Below are 18,136 nucleotides of genomic sequence, written 5' to 3'. Positions count from 1 at the left end.
GCGGGTCAGGCGCCGAGGCGGTGACTGATCTCGTCGGCGCCGGCGACGAGAAGGGGGGCCAACTCGTGCATGCGCTCCTCGCTGAAGCGGTAGGCCGGACCGGAGGCGCTCACCGCGGCGACGACCTCCCCCTGGAAGGATCGGATGGGGGCGGCCATCGCGTTCAGGCCGATCTCGAGCTCCTCCATCGCGAGGGCGTACCCGCGCTCCCGCACCGCGGTCAGTTCGCGCTCCAGGGCCTCGCCGGAGGTGACGGTGTTCGGAGTGAAGGACTCCAGGCCGGCCGCGCCCAGCAGTTCGGCCCGCCGCGCCGCGTCGAGGTGGGCCAGCAGCACCTTCCCGCTCGACGTCGCGTGCACGGGGGTGAGCCGACCCACCCAGTTGTGCGCGGCCACGGCGGAGGTGCCGCGCACCTGGTCCAGGTTGACGGCGTAGTGCGAACGCAGGACGGCGATGTTGACCGTCTCCTCGATCTCCTCGGCGAGCCGCCGGCAGATCGGCATGCTCTGCTGGGTGACGTCCATCCGGCCGGCGACGCTGCCGGCGAGGCGTACGACGGCGAAGCCGAGGCGGTACTTGCCGCGCTCCTCCGTCTGCTCGACCAGGCCGCGCGCCTCCAGCGCGCCCAGCAGCCGGAACGCCGTCGACTTGTGGACGTCGATCTCCGTGGCGAGCTCGGTGACACCCGCCTCCCCACGCCGGCCGAGGATCTCCATGATGCTGATGGCGCGGTCGACCGACTGCACGCCACCCCCGTTGACGTCGCTTCTGCCTGACGCGGCCTCGTTGCTCACCGTAAGACAGTAGGACGGTGGCGCAACGCCGGTCCACTTGATCCAGACAACCCGCCGAGAATCTCTGTTGCGGGTAGTGCAACGAAATGCGTCATTCGATACGATTTTCGGTCAAGCATCACGAGCGAGACGAGGGCAGATTGAGCGCACAGCAGTACGACTTCGTCATCGTCGGTGGTGGTTCGGCGGGAAGCGCTCTCGCCAACCGGCTGTCGGCGGACCCCTCCACCAGGGTGCTGGTGCTGGAGGCCGGCCGGTCCGACTTCCGCTGGGACGTCTTCATCCACATGCCGGCCGCGCTGACGTTCCCCATCGGCAGCCGGTTCTACGACTGGCGGTACGAATCGGAGCCGGAGCCGCACATGAACGGCCGCCGGATCTACCACGCCCGCGGCAAGGTCCTCGGCGGTTCCAGCAGCATCAACGGCATGATCTTCCAGCGTGGCAACCCCATGGACTACGAGCGCTGGGCCGCCGATCCCGGGATGAAGGACTGGGACTACGCGCACTGCCTGCCGTACTTCCGGCGCATGGAGAACTGCCTGGCCGCCGACGGCGACGACGTCTGGCGAGGTCACGACGGTCCGCTCGCACTCGAACGCGGCCCGGCCTCGAGCCCGCTCTTCGCGGCGTTCTTCCAGGCGGTGCAGCAGGCGGGCTACCCGCTGACCGACGACGTGAACGGCTACCGTCAGGAGGGCTTCGCGCCGTTCGACCGCAACGTCCGCCGTGGTCGGCGGCTGTCGGCCGCCCGCGCCTACCTGCATCCGGTGATGAACCGGCCCAACCTCAAGGTCGTGACCCGCGCGTTCGTGACGAAGGTCGTGTTCGACGGCGAACGGGCCGTCGGCGTCGAGTTCTCCCACCGCGGCGGTGCGACACGCCGGGTCCGGGCCGGCGAGGTCATCCTGTGCGGCGGCGCCATCAACACGCCCCAGCTCCTCCAGCTGTCCGGCCTGGGCGACGCCGCCGAGCTGGAGGCCCTCGGCGTCGACGTGGTGCACCACCTGCCGGGGGTGGGGGAGAACCTCCAGGACCACCTCGAGGTCTACATCCAGTACGGCTCCAAGCAGCCGGTGTCCATGCAGCCCTACCTCAAGTGGCGGCACCGCCCGTGGATCGGGGCGCAGTGGCTGTTCCTGCGCGGCGGTCCAGCGGCGACCAACCACTTCGAGGCCGGCGGTTTCGCGCGGAGCAACGACGACGTCGACTACCCGAACCTGATGTTCCACTTCCTGCCGATCGCGGTGCGCTACGACGGCTCGTCCCCGTCGGGCGGCCACGGTTACCAGGTGCACGTCGGGCCGATGTACTCCGACGCCCGGGGCACGGTGAAGATCAAGAGCCGGGACCCCGGCGTGCATCCGGCACTGCGTTTCAACTACCTGTCCACCGAGCAGGACCGGCGGGAGTGGGTGGAGGCCGTCCGCGTCTCCCGCGACATCCTGACCCAGCCCGCCTTCGACGAGTTCAACGCCGGCGAGCTGTCCCCGGGGCTGTCCGTGCGTACCGACCAGGAGATCCTCGACTGGGTGGCCAGGGACGGCGAGACCGCGCTGCATCCCTCCTGTACAGCGAAGATGGGCGTGGACGACATGTCGGTCGTCGACCCGGACAGCATGCGGGTGCACGGCGTCGAGGGGCTGCGGGTCGTCGACGCGTCGGTCATGCCGTACGTGACCAACGGCAACATCTACGCGCCGGTGATGATGGTGGCGGAGAAGGCGGCCGACCTGATCCTCGGCCAGACCCCGCTGCCGCCCATCGAGGCGGAGTTCTACCGGCACCGCAAGTGATCAGCGCGAATGATCACCGCGAATGAGTAGCGGAACGGGAGAGAGCGCGGTCCAGTCGGTGGACCGTGCGCTCACCATTCTCAAGCTGCTCGCCCGCGACGGCGAGCTGGGGATCAGCGAGCTCGCCGTCGAGCTGGGCGTCCACCGCTCCACCGCCTTCCGCCTGGTGGCGACGCTGGAGAGCCACGACCTGGTCGAGCAGGACAGCGAGCGCGGCAGGTACCGCCTCGGCGTGGGCGTGGTACGGCTCGCCGGGGCGACCAGCGCCCGGCTGGATCTGGTCAGGGAGAGCCGCTTCGTCACGCCCCGGCTGGCCGCGGACGTCGGTGAGACCGTCAATGTGGCCGTCCTCGTCGGGTGCGAGGCGCTGTACGTCGACCAGACGGCCGGGCCGTCGGCGCTCCAGTCGCACAACTGGGTGGGGCAGCTGATCCCCCTGCACGCCACGTCCAACGGCAAGGTGCTGCTCGCGCACGCCCCCGGCGAGCTGGCCGCGGAGGTGGCGGCCGGGCCGCTGAGCGCCTTCACCGCCAACACCATCACCGATCCCGTACGGCTCCACGCCGCACTCCAAGAGGTCCGCGAGCGCGGCTACGCCATCGCCGTCGACGAACTGGAGGACGGCCTCACCGCGGTCGCGGCGCCCGTCAGAGGCGCGGACGGCACGGTGATCGCCTCGGTGAGCGCCTCCGGGCCGTCCTTTCGGCTGGCCGAAAGCGGCCTGGCCGGGGTGGCCGAGCAGGTTATCGCGGCAGCTCAGGACATCTCCGCACGTATGGGATGCTACTCCGACATGTCCGTAAAAAGACGGACATCGACTTGACTATTGCCGACAAGGGGTCAATTCTGTTTCTCCATAAGCAAACAGGTGCGTATTGCGCAACCGCAACACGTGTCGGCGACGTCGACGACGCTGAGCGCGCCTGCTTTCTGATGGCGACCGGAAGGCACCCTGCCCGTGGCGGACCTCTTCATCGGTGGCGCCTGGACAGATGCTGTCGAGGGCGGCCGCCGCACGATCCACTGCCCCGCTGACGGGTCCCCCGTCGCGACGGTCTCGGAGGGCACCCGGGCGGACGCCGAGGCCGCGATCGGGGCGGCGCGCCGGGCGTTCGACGAGGGTCCCTGGCCGCTGACCCCGGCCGGCGAGCGCGGGCGGCTCCTGCTCCGGGTCGCCGACCTGCTGGCCAGGGACAAGAAGGAGTTCGCCAGGGCGGAGTCGCTCGACACCGGCAAACGGCTCGTCGAGAGCGAGTACGACATCGACGACGTGATCGCCTGCTTCCGATACTTCGGCGGGATCGCCGGCACCGACGCGGGCCGGGTCGTCGAAACCGGCCGCGACGACGCCGTCAGCCAGGTCGTCTACGAGCCGATCGGCGTGTGCGGTCTCATCACCCCCTGGAACTACCCGCTGCTGCAGACCTCGTGGAAGGTCGCTCCCGCGCTCGCGGCGGGCAACACGTTCGTGCTCAAGCCGAGCGAGCTCACCCCGAGCACCGCGATCCTGCTGATGCGGACGCTGGAGGAGGCGGGGCTGCCCGCCGGCGTCGCCAACCTGGTGCTCGGCTCCGGCCCGGAGGCCGGGGCGCCGCTCGCCGAGCATCCCGCCGTGGACATGGTGTCGTTCACCGGCGGCCTGGCGACCGGACGGCGCGTCATGGCCGCCGCGGCGGCCACGGTGAAGCGGGTCGCGCTCGAACTCGGCGGCAAGAACCCCAACATCGTCTTCGCCGACGCCGACGTCGAGACCGCGGTCGACTTCGCGCTCACCGCGGTCTTCCTGCACTCCGGCCAGGTCTGCTCGGCCGGGGCGCGGCTGCTCGTCGAGGACTCCCTGCACGACGCCTTCGTCGACGAGGTGGTGCGGCGGGCCGAGCTGATCAGGCTCGGTGGCCCGTTCGACCCCGAGGCCCAGACCGGGCCGCTGATCTCCGCCGCGCACCTGGCCAAGGTCGAGGAGTACGTCGCCGCCGGCCTCGCCGAAGGCGCGGTGCTGCGCTGCGGCGGCGGCCGGCCGGACGAGCCGGGCCTGGCCGGCGGCTTCTACTACCGGCCGACCGTGCTGGACGAGTGCCGCCGCGACATGCGGGTGGTCCGGGAGGAGTCCTTCGGGCCGGTCCTGACCGTCGAGCGCTTCAGCGGCGAGGACGAGGCGGTCGCGCTGGGCAACGACACCGACTACGGCCTGGCCGGCGCGGTGTGGACCACCGACGCGGGCCGGGCCCGGCGGGTCGCCGCCCGGCTCAGGCACGGCACGGTCTGGATCAACGACTACCACCCGTACGTCCCGCAGGCGGAGTGGGGCGGATTCAAACAGTCGGGCATCGGCCGCGAGCTCGGGCCCACCGGCCTCGACGAGTACCGAGAGATCAAGCACATCTGGCAGAACATCCGCCCCCGGCCCCAGCGGTGGTTCCCGGATTCCCCTCACTAGACGAAAGGTGGCCATGGCCGTACCGTCACTGACCGAGAAGTCCACCCCGCCGGCCGCCGCGGCCGGCGCCGACGACCCCCCGATCCTCGACGTTCGCGGCCTGTGGAAGGTCTTCGGCCCGCGCGCCGACCGGGTCGTCGGCACGCCACTGGCCCAGCTGTCCCGCGCGGAGCTCAAGCATCGGACGGGATGCGTGGCCGCGGTCCGCGACGTCTCCTTCTCGGTACGGCGCGGCGAGGTGTTCGTCGTCATGGGCCTGTCCGGCTCGGGCAAGTCGACGCTGGTGCGCTGCCTCACCCGGCTGGTCGAGCCGACAGCAGGCGAGGTGCGACTCGACGGCGAGGACGTGCTCGCCTGCGGGGAGCGCAGGCTCCGCGAGCTGCGCCGGCACCGCTTCGGCATGGTGTTCCAGCACTTCGGCCTGCTGCCGCATCGGCGGGTCCTGGACAACGTCGCCTACGGCCTGGAGATCCGCGGCACGAAGAAGGACGGTCGCTACGAGCGGGCCAGGGAGGTCCTGGAGCTGGTGGGGCTCGCCGGCTTCGAGGGGTCCTACCCCGACCAGCTGTCCGGCGGCATGCAGCAGCGGGTCGGCCTGGCCCGGGCGCTCGCCGTCGACCCCGAGGTGCTCTTCTTCGACGAGCCGTTCTCCGCGCTCGACCCGCTGATCCGCCGCGAGATGCAGAACGAGGTCATCCGCCTGCACCGCGAGGTCGGCAAGACGATGATCTTCATCACGCATGACCTGAGCGAGGCGCTCAAGCTGGGCGACCGCATCCTCATCATGCGGGACGGAGCGCTCGTCCAGATGGGCACCCCGGACCAGGTGGTCGGCGCGCCGGCCGACGACTACGTGCGCGACTTCGTCAGCGACGTGCCCAGATCCGACGTGCTGACGCTGTCGTGGGTCATGCGCGACGCCCGTCCCGGCGAGCCGCTCGACGGGCCGGAGCTCGCCCCGGACACCGTGATCCGCGACGCGGCCAGGACCGTCCTGTCCGCCGGCCGCCCGGTCAAGGTCGTCTCTGGCGGAGCCCTGCTCGGCGTGGTCACCACCGCGGAGATCCTCGAAGTGATCGCCGGCCCGGACCCGGGCAACCCGGACAGCCCGGGTGGGGAGTCCAGATGACGGCAGTGCCCACCACCCCCGCCACCGCGACCGCGGGCGCCGCGGCACCTGGCAGTGCCGGCGGCCGGCGGCGCCTGCGCGGGCGCTACCTGGCCGTTCTCATCCTCGCCGCCTGGGTGCTGCTGTCGGTCGTGCTGAAGGGCCGCGACACGCTCGCGCTCGGCGGCGCCGAGCTGACGCCGCTGCACACCCGGCTCAACGAAGGCATGGACGCGATCGACGCCGGTCGCAACAGCAACCCGCTGTTCCTGTACTTCATCAACTACATCCGGCTGTTCCTCGACGAGTCGGTCACCTTCGTACAGGCACTGATCAGCCAGCCGTCGTTCGGGCGGCCGGTCCCGGTCGTCGGCTGGCTCGGCGTGACCGGCGTCGCCACAGCCGTCGCGCTGCTGTACGGCAACCGCAAGGTGGCCGCGCTGACCGCCGCCGGGTTCGCGGCGTTCGGGCTGCTCGGTCTGTGGGAGGAGAGCATGGACACGCTCGCCCTCACACTGACCGCCGTCGTGCTGTCGCTCGCCGTCGGCATCCCGCTCGGGATCTGGGCCGGGCTCAGCGACCGGGTCAACCGGGTCGTCACCCCGGTGCTGGACGTCATGCAGACGATGCCGACCTTCGTCTACCTGGCCCCGCTCACGCTGTTCTTCCTGATCGGACCGGCCAGCGCCACCGTCGCGACGATGGTCTACGCGACCCCGCCGGTGATCCGCATCACCGCGCACGGCATCCGGGAGATCCCGGTCAACACGCTGGAGGCGAGCACCTCGCTCGGCTCGACCCCCGCGCAGGCGCTGCGCAAGGTACGGCTCCCGCTGGCCAAGCGGACGATCATCGTCGGGGCCAACCAGACCATCATGGCCGCCCTGTCCATGGCCACGATCGCCGCGCTGATCGACGCCCCGGGCCTGGGCAAGACCGTGCTGAAGGCGCTGCAGACCCTCGATGTGGGCACCGCGTTCAACGCCGGGCTGGCGATCGTGATCATGGCGATCGTGCTCGACCGCGTCACCTCTGCCGCCGGCCGGCGGGTCGAGGCCGAGCGCCGGGCGGGCAGGGCGCGAGGCCCGCGGGCTCGGCGCATCGAGGTGGGCCTGGTCCTCGCCGCGGCCGCGGTGCTGGTCTACCTCTCCCACGTCTACGTCTGGGCCGCGAAGTTTCCCGGCGAGGCCCGCCTGGGCTCGTACGTGAAGCAGGGCGCGGGGGCGGCGAGCGAGTGGGTGCAGGACACGCTCGTCACGTACACGGACGCGTTGAAGAACCTCGTCACCTACGGGCTGCTCAACCCGTTCCAGTCGCTGCTGGCCGGCTCGCCCTGGTGGCTGGTCGCCCTGGTCGTGGTCGCCCTCGCGCTGCTGCTGGCGGGCCGCCGGGCCGCGATCATCGCGGGCGTGTCGCTCGTGCTGCTGGTGCTGCTCGGCCTGTGGCACGACAGCATGGTGACGCTGGCCACCACGCTGGTGGCCACCCTGATCGTGATGGTCCTCGGCGTCGTGGCCGGGGTGTGGATGGGGCGTAGCGGCCGGGTGGACCAGGTGCTGCGCCCGGTGTTGGACGCCGGCCAGACCATGCCGGCGTTCGTCTACCTCGTCCCGATCCTGGGGCTGTTCGGCGCGACCCGGTTCACGGCCATCATCGCCGCCGTGGCGTTCGCCGCGCCGGTGTCGATCAAACTGGTGGCCGAGGCCGTACGGGGCGTGTCGCCGACGGCGGTGGAGGCGGCGACCGCGGGCGGGTCCAGCACCTGGCAGCTCATCTCCAAGGTCCAGCTTCCCATGGCCCGCGCCGGGATCACTCTCGCGGCCAGCCAGGGCCTGATCTACGTGCTGTCGATGGTCGTCATCGGCGGTCTCGTCGGAGCCGGCGCGCTGGGATACGACGTGGTGGCGGGGTTCTCGCAGTACCCGCTGCGGGGCAAGGGGCTGGCGGCCGGGCTGGCGATCGTCGTGCTCGGCATCATGCTCGACCGGATCATGCGAGCCGCGGCACAACGCGCGGCCGCGCGTCCGGCGTCTCAATGAATGAAATCAACGGGTCTGGAGGACCTAATGGCAGTTTCCAGGATGGCCGGGTTGCGCGTGAGCGCGCTCGTGGCCGGCGCCGGTCTTCTGCTCTCCGCGTGCGGGGGAGCGAAGGTCGGTGAGACCACCGACGCCCAGGCATCGGGCGGCGGGCAGTCCGGATGCGGCACGTTCAATTTGGCGGTCAACCCGTGGGTCGGCTATGAGGCGAACGCCGCGGTGATCGCCCACGTGGCCGAGAAGGAACTGGGGTGCAAGGTCGTCAAGAAGGACCTCAAGGAGGAGGTGGCCTGGCAGGGGTTCGGCACCGGTGAGGTGGACGCGATCGTCGAGAACTGGGGCCACGAGGACCTGAAGAAGAAGTACATCGAGGAGCAGAAGGTCGCCGTCGAGCTGGGGGAGACCGGCAACAAGGGCGTCATCGGCTGGTTCGTGCCGCCGTGGATGGCCGAGAAGTACCCCGACATCACCGACTGGAAGAACCTCAACAAGTACGCCGACCTGTTCAAGACGTCGGAGTCGGGCGGCAAGGGCCAGCTGCTGGACGGCGACCCCTCGTTCGTGACCAACGACGAGGCACTGGTGAAGAACCTGAAGCTGGACTTCAAGGTGGTCTACGCCGGCAGCGAGGCCGCCCTGATCACGGCGTTCCGCCAGGCGGAGAAGCAGAAGACCCCGCTCATCGGGTACTTCTACGACCCGCAGTGGTTCATGTCCGAGGTGAAGCTGGTGAAGGTGAACCTGCCCGAGTGGACCGAGGGCTGTGACGCCGACGCCGCCAAGGTGAACTGCGACTACCCGGTCTACGACCTCGACAAGATCGCGAGCAAGAAGTTCGCCGACTCGGGCAGCCCGGCCTATGAGCTGGTCAAGAACTTCACCTGGACCAACGACGACCAGAACACCGTGTCCAAGTACATCTCCGAGGACAAGATGACGGCCGAGCAGGCGGCCGAGAAGTGGGTGAACGACAACCCCGACAAGGTCAAGGCCTGGCTGCCCGCGGCGGCCGGCTGATCTCGAGCCGTACTCCCTCCGCGGCTCGATGTGCCCGGGGCCGGTCGCGTCGCCGACCGGCCCCGGGCATCGCTTTTCTGCTGCAAGATCACGGAGGGATGGGGGTGGGGGCGGGTTTGTGTGGGGGGCGGAATCTCATCCTTGACACTTGGCGGGCTGCGCGTCACGCTTGTTGCGTTAAGCGCATTACGTTGCATTATGCGCAACCTCGTTGGGTAAAGCACGGAGGTGGGCATGACGGACCCCCGCGTCGTCATCATCGGAGCCGGCGTCGTCGGGGCGGCACTCGCCGACGAGCTGTCCGCCCGTGGCTGGTCCGACATCACCGTCGTCGACCAGGGCCCGGTGCCCGCGACCGGGGGATCCTCGTCCCACGCCCCCGGGCTGGTCTTCCAGATCAACGGGTCGAAGACCATGGCCGAGCTCGCCCGGTACACGGTGGAGAAGCTCAGCGCGCTCGATCTGGACGGCGAGCCCTGCTTCCTCCAGGTCGGCGGGCTGGAGGTGGCGACCACCCCCGAGCGGCTCGCCGAACTGCACCGCCGCCACGGCTGGGCCACGGCATGGGGGATCGAGACCCGGCTGCTGACCCCGCAGGAGTGCGCCGAGCGACACCCGCTCGTCGACCCCGACGTCGTGCTGGGCGGCCTGCTCATCCCCACCGACGGCCTGGCCAGGGCCGTGCACGCGGTCGAGGCGCAGCTGCGGGCGGCCCGCTCCCGGGGGGCGCGGGTCCTGGAGCGGCACGAGGTGCTGGACGTCCGGACCGAGGACGGCCGTGTCACCGGGGTGGTGACCGACCAGGGTGAGATCGCCGCCGACATCGTGGTCTGCTGCGCCGGCATCTGGGGTCCGCGGATCGCCCGCATGGTCGGGCTGCCCCTCCCGCTCACCCCGCTCGCGCACCAACTCGCCTGGACCGGCCCGGTGCCGGCCCTGGCCGGCCGTACGGACGAGGCGACGCTGCCGATCCTGCGCCACCAGGACGCCGACCTCTACTACCGGCAGCGTTTCGGCGAGATCGGCATCGGCTACTACGGGCACCGGCCCATGCCGGTCGACGCCGACGACATCGCGTCCGTCGACGAGGCCGAGGTGATGCCGTCGGTCCTCACCTTCACCCCCGACGACTTCGCCGACGCCTGGACCGAGACGCGCCGGCTGCTGCCCGCCACCCGCGCCGCCGAGATCGCCGAGGGCATCAACGGGCTGTTCTCCTTCACCACCGACCACCTGCCGCTGCTGGGGGAGTCCCCGGACGTCAGGGGTTTCTGGGTCGCCGAGGCGGTGTGGGTGACCCACTCGGCCGGCGTCGGCCGGGCGATGGCCGAGTGGCTGGTCGACGGCCACTGCTCATCCTTCGACCTGCATGACTGCGACCTGGGCCGCTTCGAGCCCCACCAGCTCGCGCCCGACTACGTGCTGGCCCGCGACTGCCAGAACTACGTCGAGGTCTACGACATCCTCCACCCGCTCCAGCCGATGGAGGATCCCCGGCCGCTGCGCACCAGCCCGTTCTACCAGCGCCAGCGCGAGCTGGACGCCTTCTTCCTGGAGGCCGCCGGCTGGGAACGCCCGCAGTGGTACGGCGCCAACGCCCACCTGCTCGACGGCCGGGACGTCCCCGTGCCGAACGACTGGGCCGCGCGCTACTGGTCGCCGATCGTGGGCGCCGAGGCCCAGGTCTCCCGCGAGTCCGTGGCCCTCTACGACATGACCGCGCTGAAGCGGATCGAGGTCTGCGGACCCGGCGCGGTGGCCCTCCTCCAGCGCCTGACCACCGGCGACATGGACAAGTCCGTCGGCTCGGTGACGTACTGCCTGCTGCTCGACGTCGACGGCGGCATCCGCAGCGACATCACGGTGGCCCGGCTCGGCCGCGACCTGTTCCAGGTCGGCGCCAACGGCAACCTCGACCTCGACTGGCTGCGCCGCCACGCCGACGACACGGTCATGATCCGCGACGTCACGGCGGGCACCTGCTGCGTCGGCGTGTGGGGCCCGCTCGCCCGCGACCTCGTGCAGCCGCTCGCCGACGCGGACTTCTCCAACGAGGCATTCCGCTACTTCCGGGCCAAACGCGCTCACATCGGCAACGTCCCGGTCACCGCGCTGCGGCTGTCGTACATCGGCGAGCTCGGCTGGGAGCTCTACACCACGGCCGACATGGGCGCCAAGCTGTGGGACACGCTCTGGGCCGCCGGCCGGCCGTACGGGATCATCGCGGGCGGCCGGGGCGCGTTCACCAGCCTGCGGCTGGAGAAGGGGTACCGTGCCTTCGGCACCGACATGACCTTCGAGCACGATCCGTACGAGGCCGGGCTCGGCTTCGCCGTCAAGATGGACAAGGGTGACTTCATCGGCCGTGCCGCGCTGGAGGAGCGGGCCGCCTCCGTCCGGCGCAGGCTCACCTGCCTGACCATCGACGACCCCGCCGACGTCGTGATGGGGAAGGAGCCGGTGTACGACGGCGCGACCCCCGTCGGCTACGTCACCAGCGCGGCGTACGGATACACGATCGGCAAGGGCATCGCCTACGCCTGGCTGCCCGCCGAGCTCGCGACCCCGGGCAGGTCACTGGAGATCGGCTACTTCGATCGAAGGGTGGCCGCCGTCGTGGCCGAGGAGCCTCTGTACGATCCGGCGATGAAGCGCCTCCGTGCGTAACATGCGACGAAAGGCTGGAAAACGGTGAACGAATCGTTGATCGACACCCCGCTCGCCGAGGTCGACCCCGCGGTCGCCGCCGCGATCGGCGACGAGCTGCGCCGTCAGCGCGGCACGCTGGAGATGATCGCGTCGGAGAACTTCGCCCCCGTCTCGGTCATGGCGGCGCAGGGCTCGGTGCTCACCAACAAGTACGCCGAGGGCTACCCGGGCAGGCGCTACTACGGCGGCTGCGAGCACGTCGACGTGGTCGAGGCGCTCGCGATCGACCGGGTCAAGGAGCTCTTCGGCGCGCAGGCCGCCAACGTGCAGCCGCACTCGGGCGCGCAGGCCAACGCCGCGGTGATGGCCGCGCTGCTGGAGCCGGGCGACACGATCCTCGGGCTCGACCTGGCCCACGGCGGCCACCTCACGCACGGCATGCGGATCAACTTCTCCGGCCGGCTGTACAACGTGGTCGCCTACCACGTCCGGCAGGAGGACAACCTCGTCGACATGGACGAGGTGGCCCGCCTGGCCCGCGAGCACCGGCCCAAGATGATCATCGCGGGCTGGTCGGCCTACCCCCGTCACCTCGACTTCGCGGCCTTCCGGCGGATCGCCGACGAGGTCGGGGCGTACCTCATGGTCGACATGGCGCACTTCGCCGGCCTGGTCGCCGCCGGGCTGCACCCCTCGCCCGTGCCGCACGCCCACGTGGTGACCACCACCACGCACAAGACGCTCGGCGGGCCGCGCGGCGGGGTGATCCTGTCGACCGAGGACCTGGCCAAGAAGATCAACTCTGCGGTGTTCCCCGGTCAGCAGGGCGGGCCGCTCGAACATGTGATCGCGGCCAAGGCCGTCTCCTTCAAGATCGCGGCGAGTGAGTGGTTCCGCGACCGTCAGCGGCGCACGCTGGAGGGCGCGCGGGTCCTCGCCGACCGGCTGCTCGTCGCCGACGTCGCCGAGGCGGGCGTACGCGTGCTGACCGGCGGGACCGACGTCCACCTCGTGCTGGTCGACCTGCGCGAGTCCGAGCTGGACGGCAGGCAGGCCGAGGACCGGCTGCACGAGGCCGGCATCACGGTCAACCGCAACGCCGTGCCGTTCGACCCGCGGCCGCCGATGGTCACCTCCGGTCTGCGGATCGGCACGCCGGCCCTGGCCACCCGCGGGTTCGCCCGGCCCGAGTTCGAGGAGGTCTCCGACGTGATCGCGCAGGTGCTGCGGCCGGGCGCCGACCTGGCGGCGCTGCGCGAGCGGGTCGGCGCCCTCGCCGCGAAGCATCCCCTCTACCCGGAACTGACCTGATGACAGAGAATCTCCCGGATCATCCGGACTGGCTGTGGGCCGCCGCCGAGCCGAAGCGCTCGTACGACGTAGTGATCGTCGGCGGCGGCGGCCACGGCCTCGCCACCGCCTACTATCTGGCGAAAAATCACGGCATCACGAACGTCGCGGTGCTGGAACGCGGCTGGCTCGCCGGCGGCAACATGGCGCGTAACACGACGATCATCCGGTCCAACTACCTGTGGGACGAGAGCGCGGGCATCTACGAGCACGCGCTCAAGCTCTGGGAGGGACTGGAGGACGATCTCGGCTACCCGCTGCTGTTCAGCCAGCGCGGCGTGCTCAACCTCGCCCACAGCCTGCAGGACGTGCGTGACAGCGTCCGGCGCGTCCACGCCAACCGCCTGAACGGCGTGGACGCCGAGTGGCTCGAACCGGAGCAGGTCAAGGAGCTCTGCCCCATCGTCGACGTCTCCCCGGACGTGCGCTATCCCGTGCTCGGCGCGACCTATCAGCCGCGGGCCGGCATCGCCAAGCACGATTACGTGGCGTGGGGGTTCGCCCGCGCCGCGGCGGCGTACGGCGTGGACCTGATCGAGAACTGCGAGGTCACCGGGCTGGACGTGCGCGACGGCCGGGTGACCGGGGTGCGGACCACCCGTGGCCCGATCGCGGCGGGCAAGGTCGCGCTGTGCGCGGCCGGCCACTCCTCGGTGGTCGCCGCGATGGCCGGGGTGGCGCTGCCGCTGCAGAGCCACCCGCTGCAGGCGCTGGTGTCGGAGCTGCTGGAGCCGGTGCACCCGACCGTGGTCATGTCCAACGCGGTGCACGTCTACGTCAGCCAGGCCCACAAGGGGGAGCTGGTCATGGGGGCGGGCATCGACGCGGCCAACTCCTACCGCCAGCGGGGAGCGTTCCACATCATCGAACGCCAGATGGCCGCCGCGCTGGAACTGTTCCCGGTGTTCGCCCGCGCTCACGTGCTGCGGACGTGGGGCGGGGTCGTCGACGTCACCCCCGACGCCTCGCCGATCGTCGGGCTCACGCCGGTCGACGACCTGTACGTCAACTGCGGCTGGGGCACCGGCGGCTTCAAGGCCACCCCCGGGGTCGGCTGGTGCTACGCGCACACGGTCGCGCACGGCGAGCCGCATCCCCTCAGCGCACCCTTCTCCCTCGACCGATTCACCACCGGGGCGCTCGTCGACGAGCACGGCGCCGCCGCGGTCGCCCACTGATTCCGCTTGCCGCGTCGCTACAGGAGCCCGTACGAATGCTGCTGATCCCCTGCCCCTGGTGCGGGCCGCGTGACGAGATCGAGTTCCACTACGGCGGTCAGGCGCACGTGGCCTATCCGGAGGACCCGGCCGCCCTCTCCGACGAGGAGTGGGCACGCTACCTGTTCTTCCGGGACAACCCCAAGGGCCGCTTCGCCGAACGCTGGAGCCACTCGGCGGGCTGCCGCCGCTGGTTCAACGTCGTACGGGACACCGCGACCAACGAGATCCACGCCGTCTACCGGATCGGCGAGCCCCGGCCGGTGATCGCATGACTTCGCGACCGGGTGAGGTGGTGCGGTTCCGCTTCGACGGCCGCGACTACGAGGGCCGCAGGGGAGACACGCTGGCGGCCGCATTGCTGGCCAACGGTGTCCGGCGGGTGTCCACCAGCGTGCAGCTCGGCCAGCCCAGGGGGATCTTCTCGGCGGGCGGTGAGGAGCCGAACGCGCTCGTCCAGATCGAGACGCCCTTCCCCGAGCCGATGCTGCCCGCCACGACCGTCGAGATCTGTGACGGCCTGGTCGCCACCGGCCTGCCCGGAAAGGGCCGGCTCGCCGACCGGCCGGACCCGGCGCGGTACGACACCGTGCACGCCCACTGCGACGTGCTCGTGGTCGGGGCGGGACCGGCCGGGCTGATGGCCGCCGCCGAGGCCGCCCGCGGCGGCGCCAGGGTGATCCTCGCCGACGAGCGGCCCGCGCCCGGCGGCAGCCTGCTCGGCACCGCCGAGGCCGTCGACGGTCTGCCCGGCCGCCGCTGGGCCGCCGAGCGCGCCGCCGAGCTGGACGGCCTCGCCGACGTGCGGGTGCTGTGCCGCACCACCGTCTTCGGCCACTACGACGACAACTACCTGGTCGCGGTCGAGCGGCGGACCAACCATCTGGGCGCCGCCGCGCCCGCCACGACGGCGCGTGAGCGGATCTGGCGGATCCGGGCCCGGCGGGTGGTGCACGCGACCGGAGCCCACGAGCGGTTCCCGGCCTTCGCCGGGAACGACCTGCCCGGTGTCATGCTCGCCGGAGCGGCCCGCACCTACGTCAACCAGTACGGCGTGCGGCCCGGGCGGCGCGCGGTCGTCCTCACCACCAACGACACCGCCTATCCCGCCGCGCTCGACCTGGCCGCGGCCGGGATCGAGATCGCCGCGATCGTCGACGTGCGGCAGGCGCCGGGCGAGGAGTGGGCGCGCCGGTGCGCCGAGCGCGGCATCGACGTGCTCACCGGACATGTGGTGACCGCCGCTCGGGGAGCGGGTGAGCTCTCCTCCGTCGTGGTCGCGCCGGAGGACGGTGGGCAGGCCCGGGACGTGCCCGCCGACCTGCTGCTCGTCTCCGGCGGCTGGACTCCGGTCGTCCACCTGTTCAGCCAGGCGGGCGGCACGCTGCGGTTCGACGAGGAGATCGGCGCGTTCGTGCCCGGTGACACTCAGGCTCGCGACGTCCGCCTGGCGGTGGAGGTCGCCGGGTCGGCCCGGGGCGTACCGACCCTGTCCGGCTGCCTGCGCGACGGCGCCGAGGCCGGTCGGCGGGCGCTCGCCGCGGCGGGCTTCGCCGTACCGGACCAGGCGCCGCCGCCGGCGGTCGAGGACGAGCCCGCGGCGGCGCCCGCGCGGCACCTGTGGCTGGTGCCCGCCGCCGACGGTGACGGCGACGATTACCGCGAGCACTTCGTCGACCTGCAGCGGGACGTGACCGTCGCCGACGTGCTGCGTGCGACCGGGGCCGGGCTGCGCTCGGTCGAGCACGTCAAGCGGTACACCACCGCCGGGACGGCCCACGACCAGGGCCGGACCTCCGGACTGCTGACCAGCGCGATCACCGCGCACGCCCTGGGCCTGGACGTGGCCGACCTCGGCGTGACGACCTTCCGCGCGCCGTACGCGCCGGTCTCCTTCGCGGCGCTGGCCGGGCGCGACCGGGGACATCTGCACGACCCGGTGCGTGTCACCGCCATGCACGACTGGCACGTGGCCCGCGGCGCGCCGCTGGAGAACGTCGGGCAGTGGAAGCGGCCGTGGTACTACCCGTTGGACGGGGAGGACATGACGGCCGCGGTGCTGCGCGAGTGCCGGGCGGCCCGCGAGGACGTGGCGATGATGGACGCCTCGACGCTCGGCAAGATCGACGTGATCGGGCCGGACGCCGCCGAGCTCCTCGACCGGCTCTACACGAACATGATGAGCACGCTGCCCGTCGGCTCGATCCGGTACGGCGTGATGTGCCGCCCCGACGGAATGGTCTTCGACGACGGCACGGTCATCCGCCTGGCCGAGGACCACTTCCTCGCCACCACGACCACCGGCAACGCGGCGGCCGTCCTCGACTGGATGGAGGAGTGGCTGCAGACCGAGTGGCCCTCGCTGCGGGTGCACTGCACGTCGGTCACCGAGCAGTGGGCGACGGTGGCGCTCGTCGGGCCGCGCTCGCGCGAGGTCCTCGCCGGTCTCGCACCGGGCCTCGACGTGGGCAACGCGAGCTTCCCGTTCATGACCTGGCGCGACGCCGAGGTCGCCGGCATCCCCGCGCGGGTGTGCCGGATCAGCTTCTCCGGCGAGCTCGCCTACGAGATCAACGTGCGCTCCTGGTACGGCCTCGCGCTGTGGGAGGCGGTCAACGCCGCGGGCGTCACGCCGTACGGGACGGAGACCATGCACGTCCTGCGTGCGGAGAAGGGATATCCCATCATCGGGCAGGACACCGACGGCACCGTCACCCCGCAGGACCTCGGCATGGCCTGGGTGGTGTCGAAGAAGAAGGCCGACTTCATCGGCAAGCGGTCCTTCAGCCGGGCCGACACCGTGCGGCCGGATCGCAAGCAGCTCGTCGGGCTGCTGCCGGAGGACACCGGGCGGCTGCTGCCCGAGGGCGTTCACCTGGTGGAGCCGGGCGGCACCCGGGCGCTCGGCCACGTCACCTCCGGCTACCGGAGCGCCGCCCTCGGACGGACCTTCGCGCTCGCGCTGATCAGCGGCGGGCGCGAGCGCGTCGGCGAGCGGCTGCATGCGGCGATGGGGGAGGAGATGATCCCGGTGACGGTCACCCATCACGTTCTGTACGACCCGGAAGGAGCACGCCGCGATGGCTGAGCGCAGGAACGCCGACCGCAGGAGCGCCGACCGCAGGAGTCCGCTGGCCGGCTTCGCGGCCCGGTTCGAGACGGCGAGCGCGGGCGGGGCGCTGCGCCTGGCCGAGATCCCCTTCCTGACGCAGCTCAACCTCCGGGTGGACGCCAAGAGCCCCGCGGCCGAGCGGATCGGCCGTGCGCTCGGCACCACACTGCCCGTCGAGCCGGGCAGCGCCGTACGGTCCGGGGACCTGACCGTGCTGTGGCTCGGCCCCGACGAGTGGCTCGTCCTCGGGCCGGACGAGGGCGAGGCCGAGATTGGGGCCGGCGGCGCGGGGCTGCGTGATCGGTTGGTGGAGGCGGCGGGATCGGCGGACGGTCACGTCTCCGTCGTGGACGTCTCGGCACAGCGGACGACGCTGGTGCTCGCAGGAGCGCGGGCACGTGACGTGCTGGCCCACGGCTGCGCGCTCGACCTGCATCCCAGGGTCTTCGGCCCCGGCCGGTGCGCGCAGACGCTGCTGGCGCGTGCCCAGGTCGTGCTCGTCGCCCGGGAGACCGACGAGTTCTGGGTGCTGTGCCGCTCTTCCTTCGCCGGCTACGTCGCCGAATGGCTCCTCGACGCCGCCGCCGAATACGTCACCTGACCCGAAGTCGGCGATC

Annotated in this window: 13 protein-coding genes; 12 read left to right on the top strand and 1 reads right to left on the bottom strand. The window is 71.3% G+C overall.

Annotation, left to right across the window (positions count from 1 at the left end):
- Positions 1-5: 5 nt before the first annotated feature.
- Positions 6-794, bottom strand: coding sequence for an IclR family transcriptional regulator (locus Mth01_RS00710; RefSeq protein WP_204009690.1), 789 nt, complete (start codon positions 792-794; stop codon positions 6-8).
- A 140-nt stretch (positions 795-934) separates the two neighbouring features.
- Between Mth01_RS00710 and betA the strand changes: the two genes are divergently transcribed.
- The 12 genes from betA (at position 935) to Mth01_RS00650 (ending at position 18,120) form a co-directional block, all read left to right on the top strand.
- Positions 935-2,590 (top strand): choline dehydrogenase, encoded by a 1,656-nt coding sequence (betA, locus tag Mth01_RS00705; protein ID WP_239088919.1) that lies wholly within the window; start codon positions 935-937, stop codon positions 2,588-2,590.
- Positions 2,591-2,612: 22 nt separating this feature from the next.
- On the top strand, positions 2,613-3,413 hold the full coding sequence (locus Mth01_RS00700; protein ID WP_204009685.1) for an IclR family transcriptional regulator: 801 nt from the start codon (positions 2,613-2,615) through the stop codon (positions 3,411-3,413).
- 135 nt (positions 3,414-3,548) lie between these two features.
- On the top strand, positions 3,549-5,027 hold the full coding sequence (locus Mth01_RS00695) for an aldehyde dehydrogenase family protein (protein WP_204009682.1): 1,479 nt from the start codon (positions 3,549-3,551) through the stop codon (positions 5,025-5,027).
- 13 nt (positions 5,028-5,040) lie between these two features.
- On the top strand, positions 5,041-6,156 hold the full coding sequence (locus Mth01_RS00690; protein WP_204009678.1) for a quaternary amine ABC transporter ATP-binding protein: 1,116 nt from the start codon (positions 5,041-5,043) through the stop codon (positions 6,154-6,156).
- Positions 6,153-8,174: an ABC transporter permease subunit gene (locus Mth01_RS00685; protein ID WP_204009675.1), complete on the top strand. Its 2,022-nt coding sequence runs from the start codon at positions 6,153-6,155 to the stop codon at positions 8,172-8,174. The genes Mth01_RS00690 and Mth01_RS00685 overlap by 4 nt, the downstream gene beginning before the upstream one ends.
- Positions 8,175-8,201: 27 nt before the next feature.
- Positions 8,202-9,191, top strand: coding sequence for an ABC transporter substrate-binding protein (locus Mth01_RS00680; RefSeq protein WP_204009672.1), 990 nt, complete (start codon positions 8,202-8,204; stop codon positions 9,189-9,191).
- A gap of 234 nt (positions 9,192-9,425) precedes the next feature.
- A complete protein-coding gene (locus Mth01_RS00675; RefSeq protein WP_204009670.1) occupies positions 9,426-11,858 on the top strand; it encodes a GcvT family protein in 2,433 nt (810 codons plus the stop codon).
- Positions 11,859-11,882: 24 nt separating this feature from the next.
- Positions 11,883-13,151, top strand: a complete 1,269-nt coding sequence (gene glyA / locus Mth01_RS00670) for a serine hydroxymethyltransferase (RefSeq protein WP_275408869.1) — start codon at positions 11,883-11,885, stop codon at positions 13,149-13,151.
- Positions 13,151-14,368, top strand: a complete 1,218-nt coding sequence (locus Mth01_RS00665; protein ID WP_204009668.1) for a sarcosine oxidase subunit beta family protein — start codon at positions 13,151-13,153, stop codon at positions 14,366-14,368. Before glyA ends, Mth01_RS00665 begins: the two co-directional genes overlap by 1 nt.
- A 35-nt stretch (positions 14,369-14,403) precedes the next feature.
- Positions 14,404-14,682: a sarcosine oxidase subunit delta gene (locus tag Mth01_RS00660; RefSeq protein ID WP_204009667.1), complete on the top strand. Its 279-nt coding sequence runs from the start codon at positions 14,404-14,406 to the stop codon at positions 14,680-14,682.
- Positions 14,679-17,495, top strand: a complete 2,817-nt coding sequence (locus Mth01_RS00655) for a 2Fe-2S iron-sulfur cluster-binding protein (protein ID WP_204009666.1) — start codon at positions 14,679-14,681, stop codon at positions 17,493-17,495. Before Mth01_RS00660 ends, Mth01_RS00655 begins: the two co-directional genes overlap by 4 nt.
- Positions 17,488-18,120 carry a sarcosine oxidase subunit gamma gene (locus Mth01_RS00650; protein WP_204009665.1) on the top strand — a complete coding sequence of 211 codons (633 nt, stop codon included), beginning with the start codon at positions 17,488-17,490 and terminating at the stop codon, positions 18,118-18,120. Before Mth01_RS00655 ends, Mth01_RS00650 begins: the two co-directional genes overlap by 8 nt.
- Positions 18,121-18,136: the final 16 nt, after the last annotated feature.

It is taken from the genome of Sphaerimonospora thailandensis (genome assembly GCF_016863115.1).
GTDB classification, from domain to species: domain Bacteria; phylum Actinomycetota; class Actinomycetes; order Streptosporangiales; family Streptosporangiaceae; genus Sphaerimonospora; species Sphaerimonospora cavernae.
This window is presented reverse-complemented; position numbering and strand designations above follow the sequence as displayed.

Excerpts from the sequence above, each read along its gene's own strand:
- Mth01_RS00700 (WP_204009685.1), top strand. The coding sequence starts at position 2,613 with ATGAGTAGCGGAACGGGAGAGAGCGCGGTCCAGTCGGTGGACCGTGCG.
- Mth01_RS00690 (WP_204009678.1), top strand. The coding sequence starts at position 5,041 with ATGGCCGTACCGTCACTGACCGAGAAGTCCACCCCGCCGGCCGCCGCG.
- Mth01_RS00685 (WP_204009675.1), top strand. The coding sequence starts at position 6,153 with ATGACGGCAGTGCCCACCACCCCCGCCACCGCGACCGCGGGCGCCGCG.
- Mth01_RS00680 (WP_204009672.1), top strand. The coding sequence starts at position 8,202 with ATGGCAGTTTCCAGGATGGCCGGGTTGCGCGTGAGCGCGCTCGTGGCC.
- Mth01_RS00675 (WP_204009670.1), top strand. The coding sequence starts at position 9,426 with ATGACGGACCCCCGCGTCGTCATCATCGGAGCCGGCGTCGTCGGGGCG.
- Mth01_RS00665 (WP_204009668.1), top strand. The coding sequence starts at position 13,151 with ATGACAGAGAATCTCCCGGATCATCCGGACTGGCTGTGGGCCGCCGCC.
- Mth01_RS00660 (WP_204009667.1), top strand. The coding sequence starts at position 14,404 with ATGCTGCTGATCCCCTGCCCCTGGTGCGGGCCGCGTGACGAGATCGAG.
- Mth01_RS00655 (WP_204009666.1), top strand. The coding sequence starts at position 14,679 with ATGACTTCGCGACCGGGTGAGGTGGTGCGGTTCCGCTTCGACGGCCGC.
- Mth01_RS00650 (WP_204009665.1), top strand. The coding sequence starts at position 17,488 with ATGGCTGAGCGCAGGAACGCCGACCGCAGGAGCGCCGACCGCAGGAGT.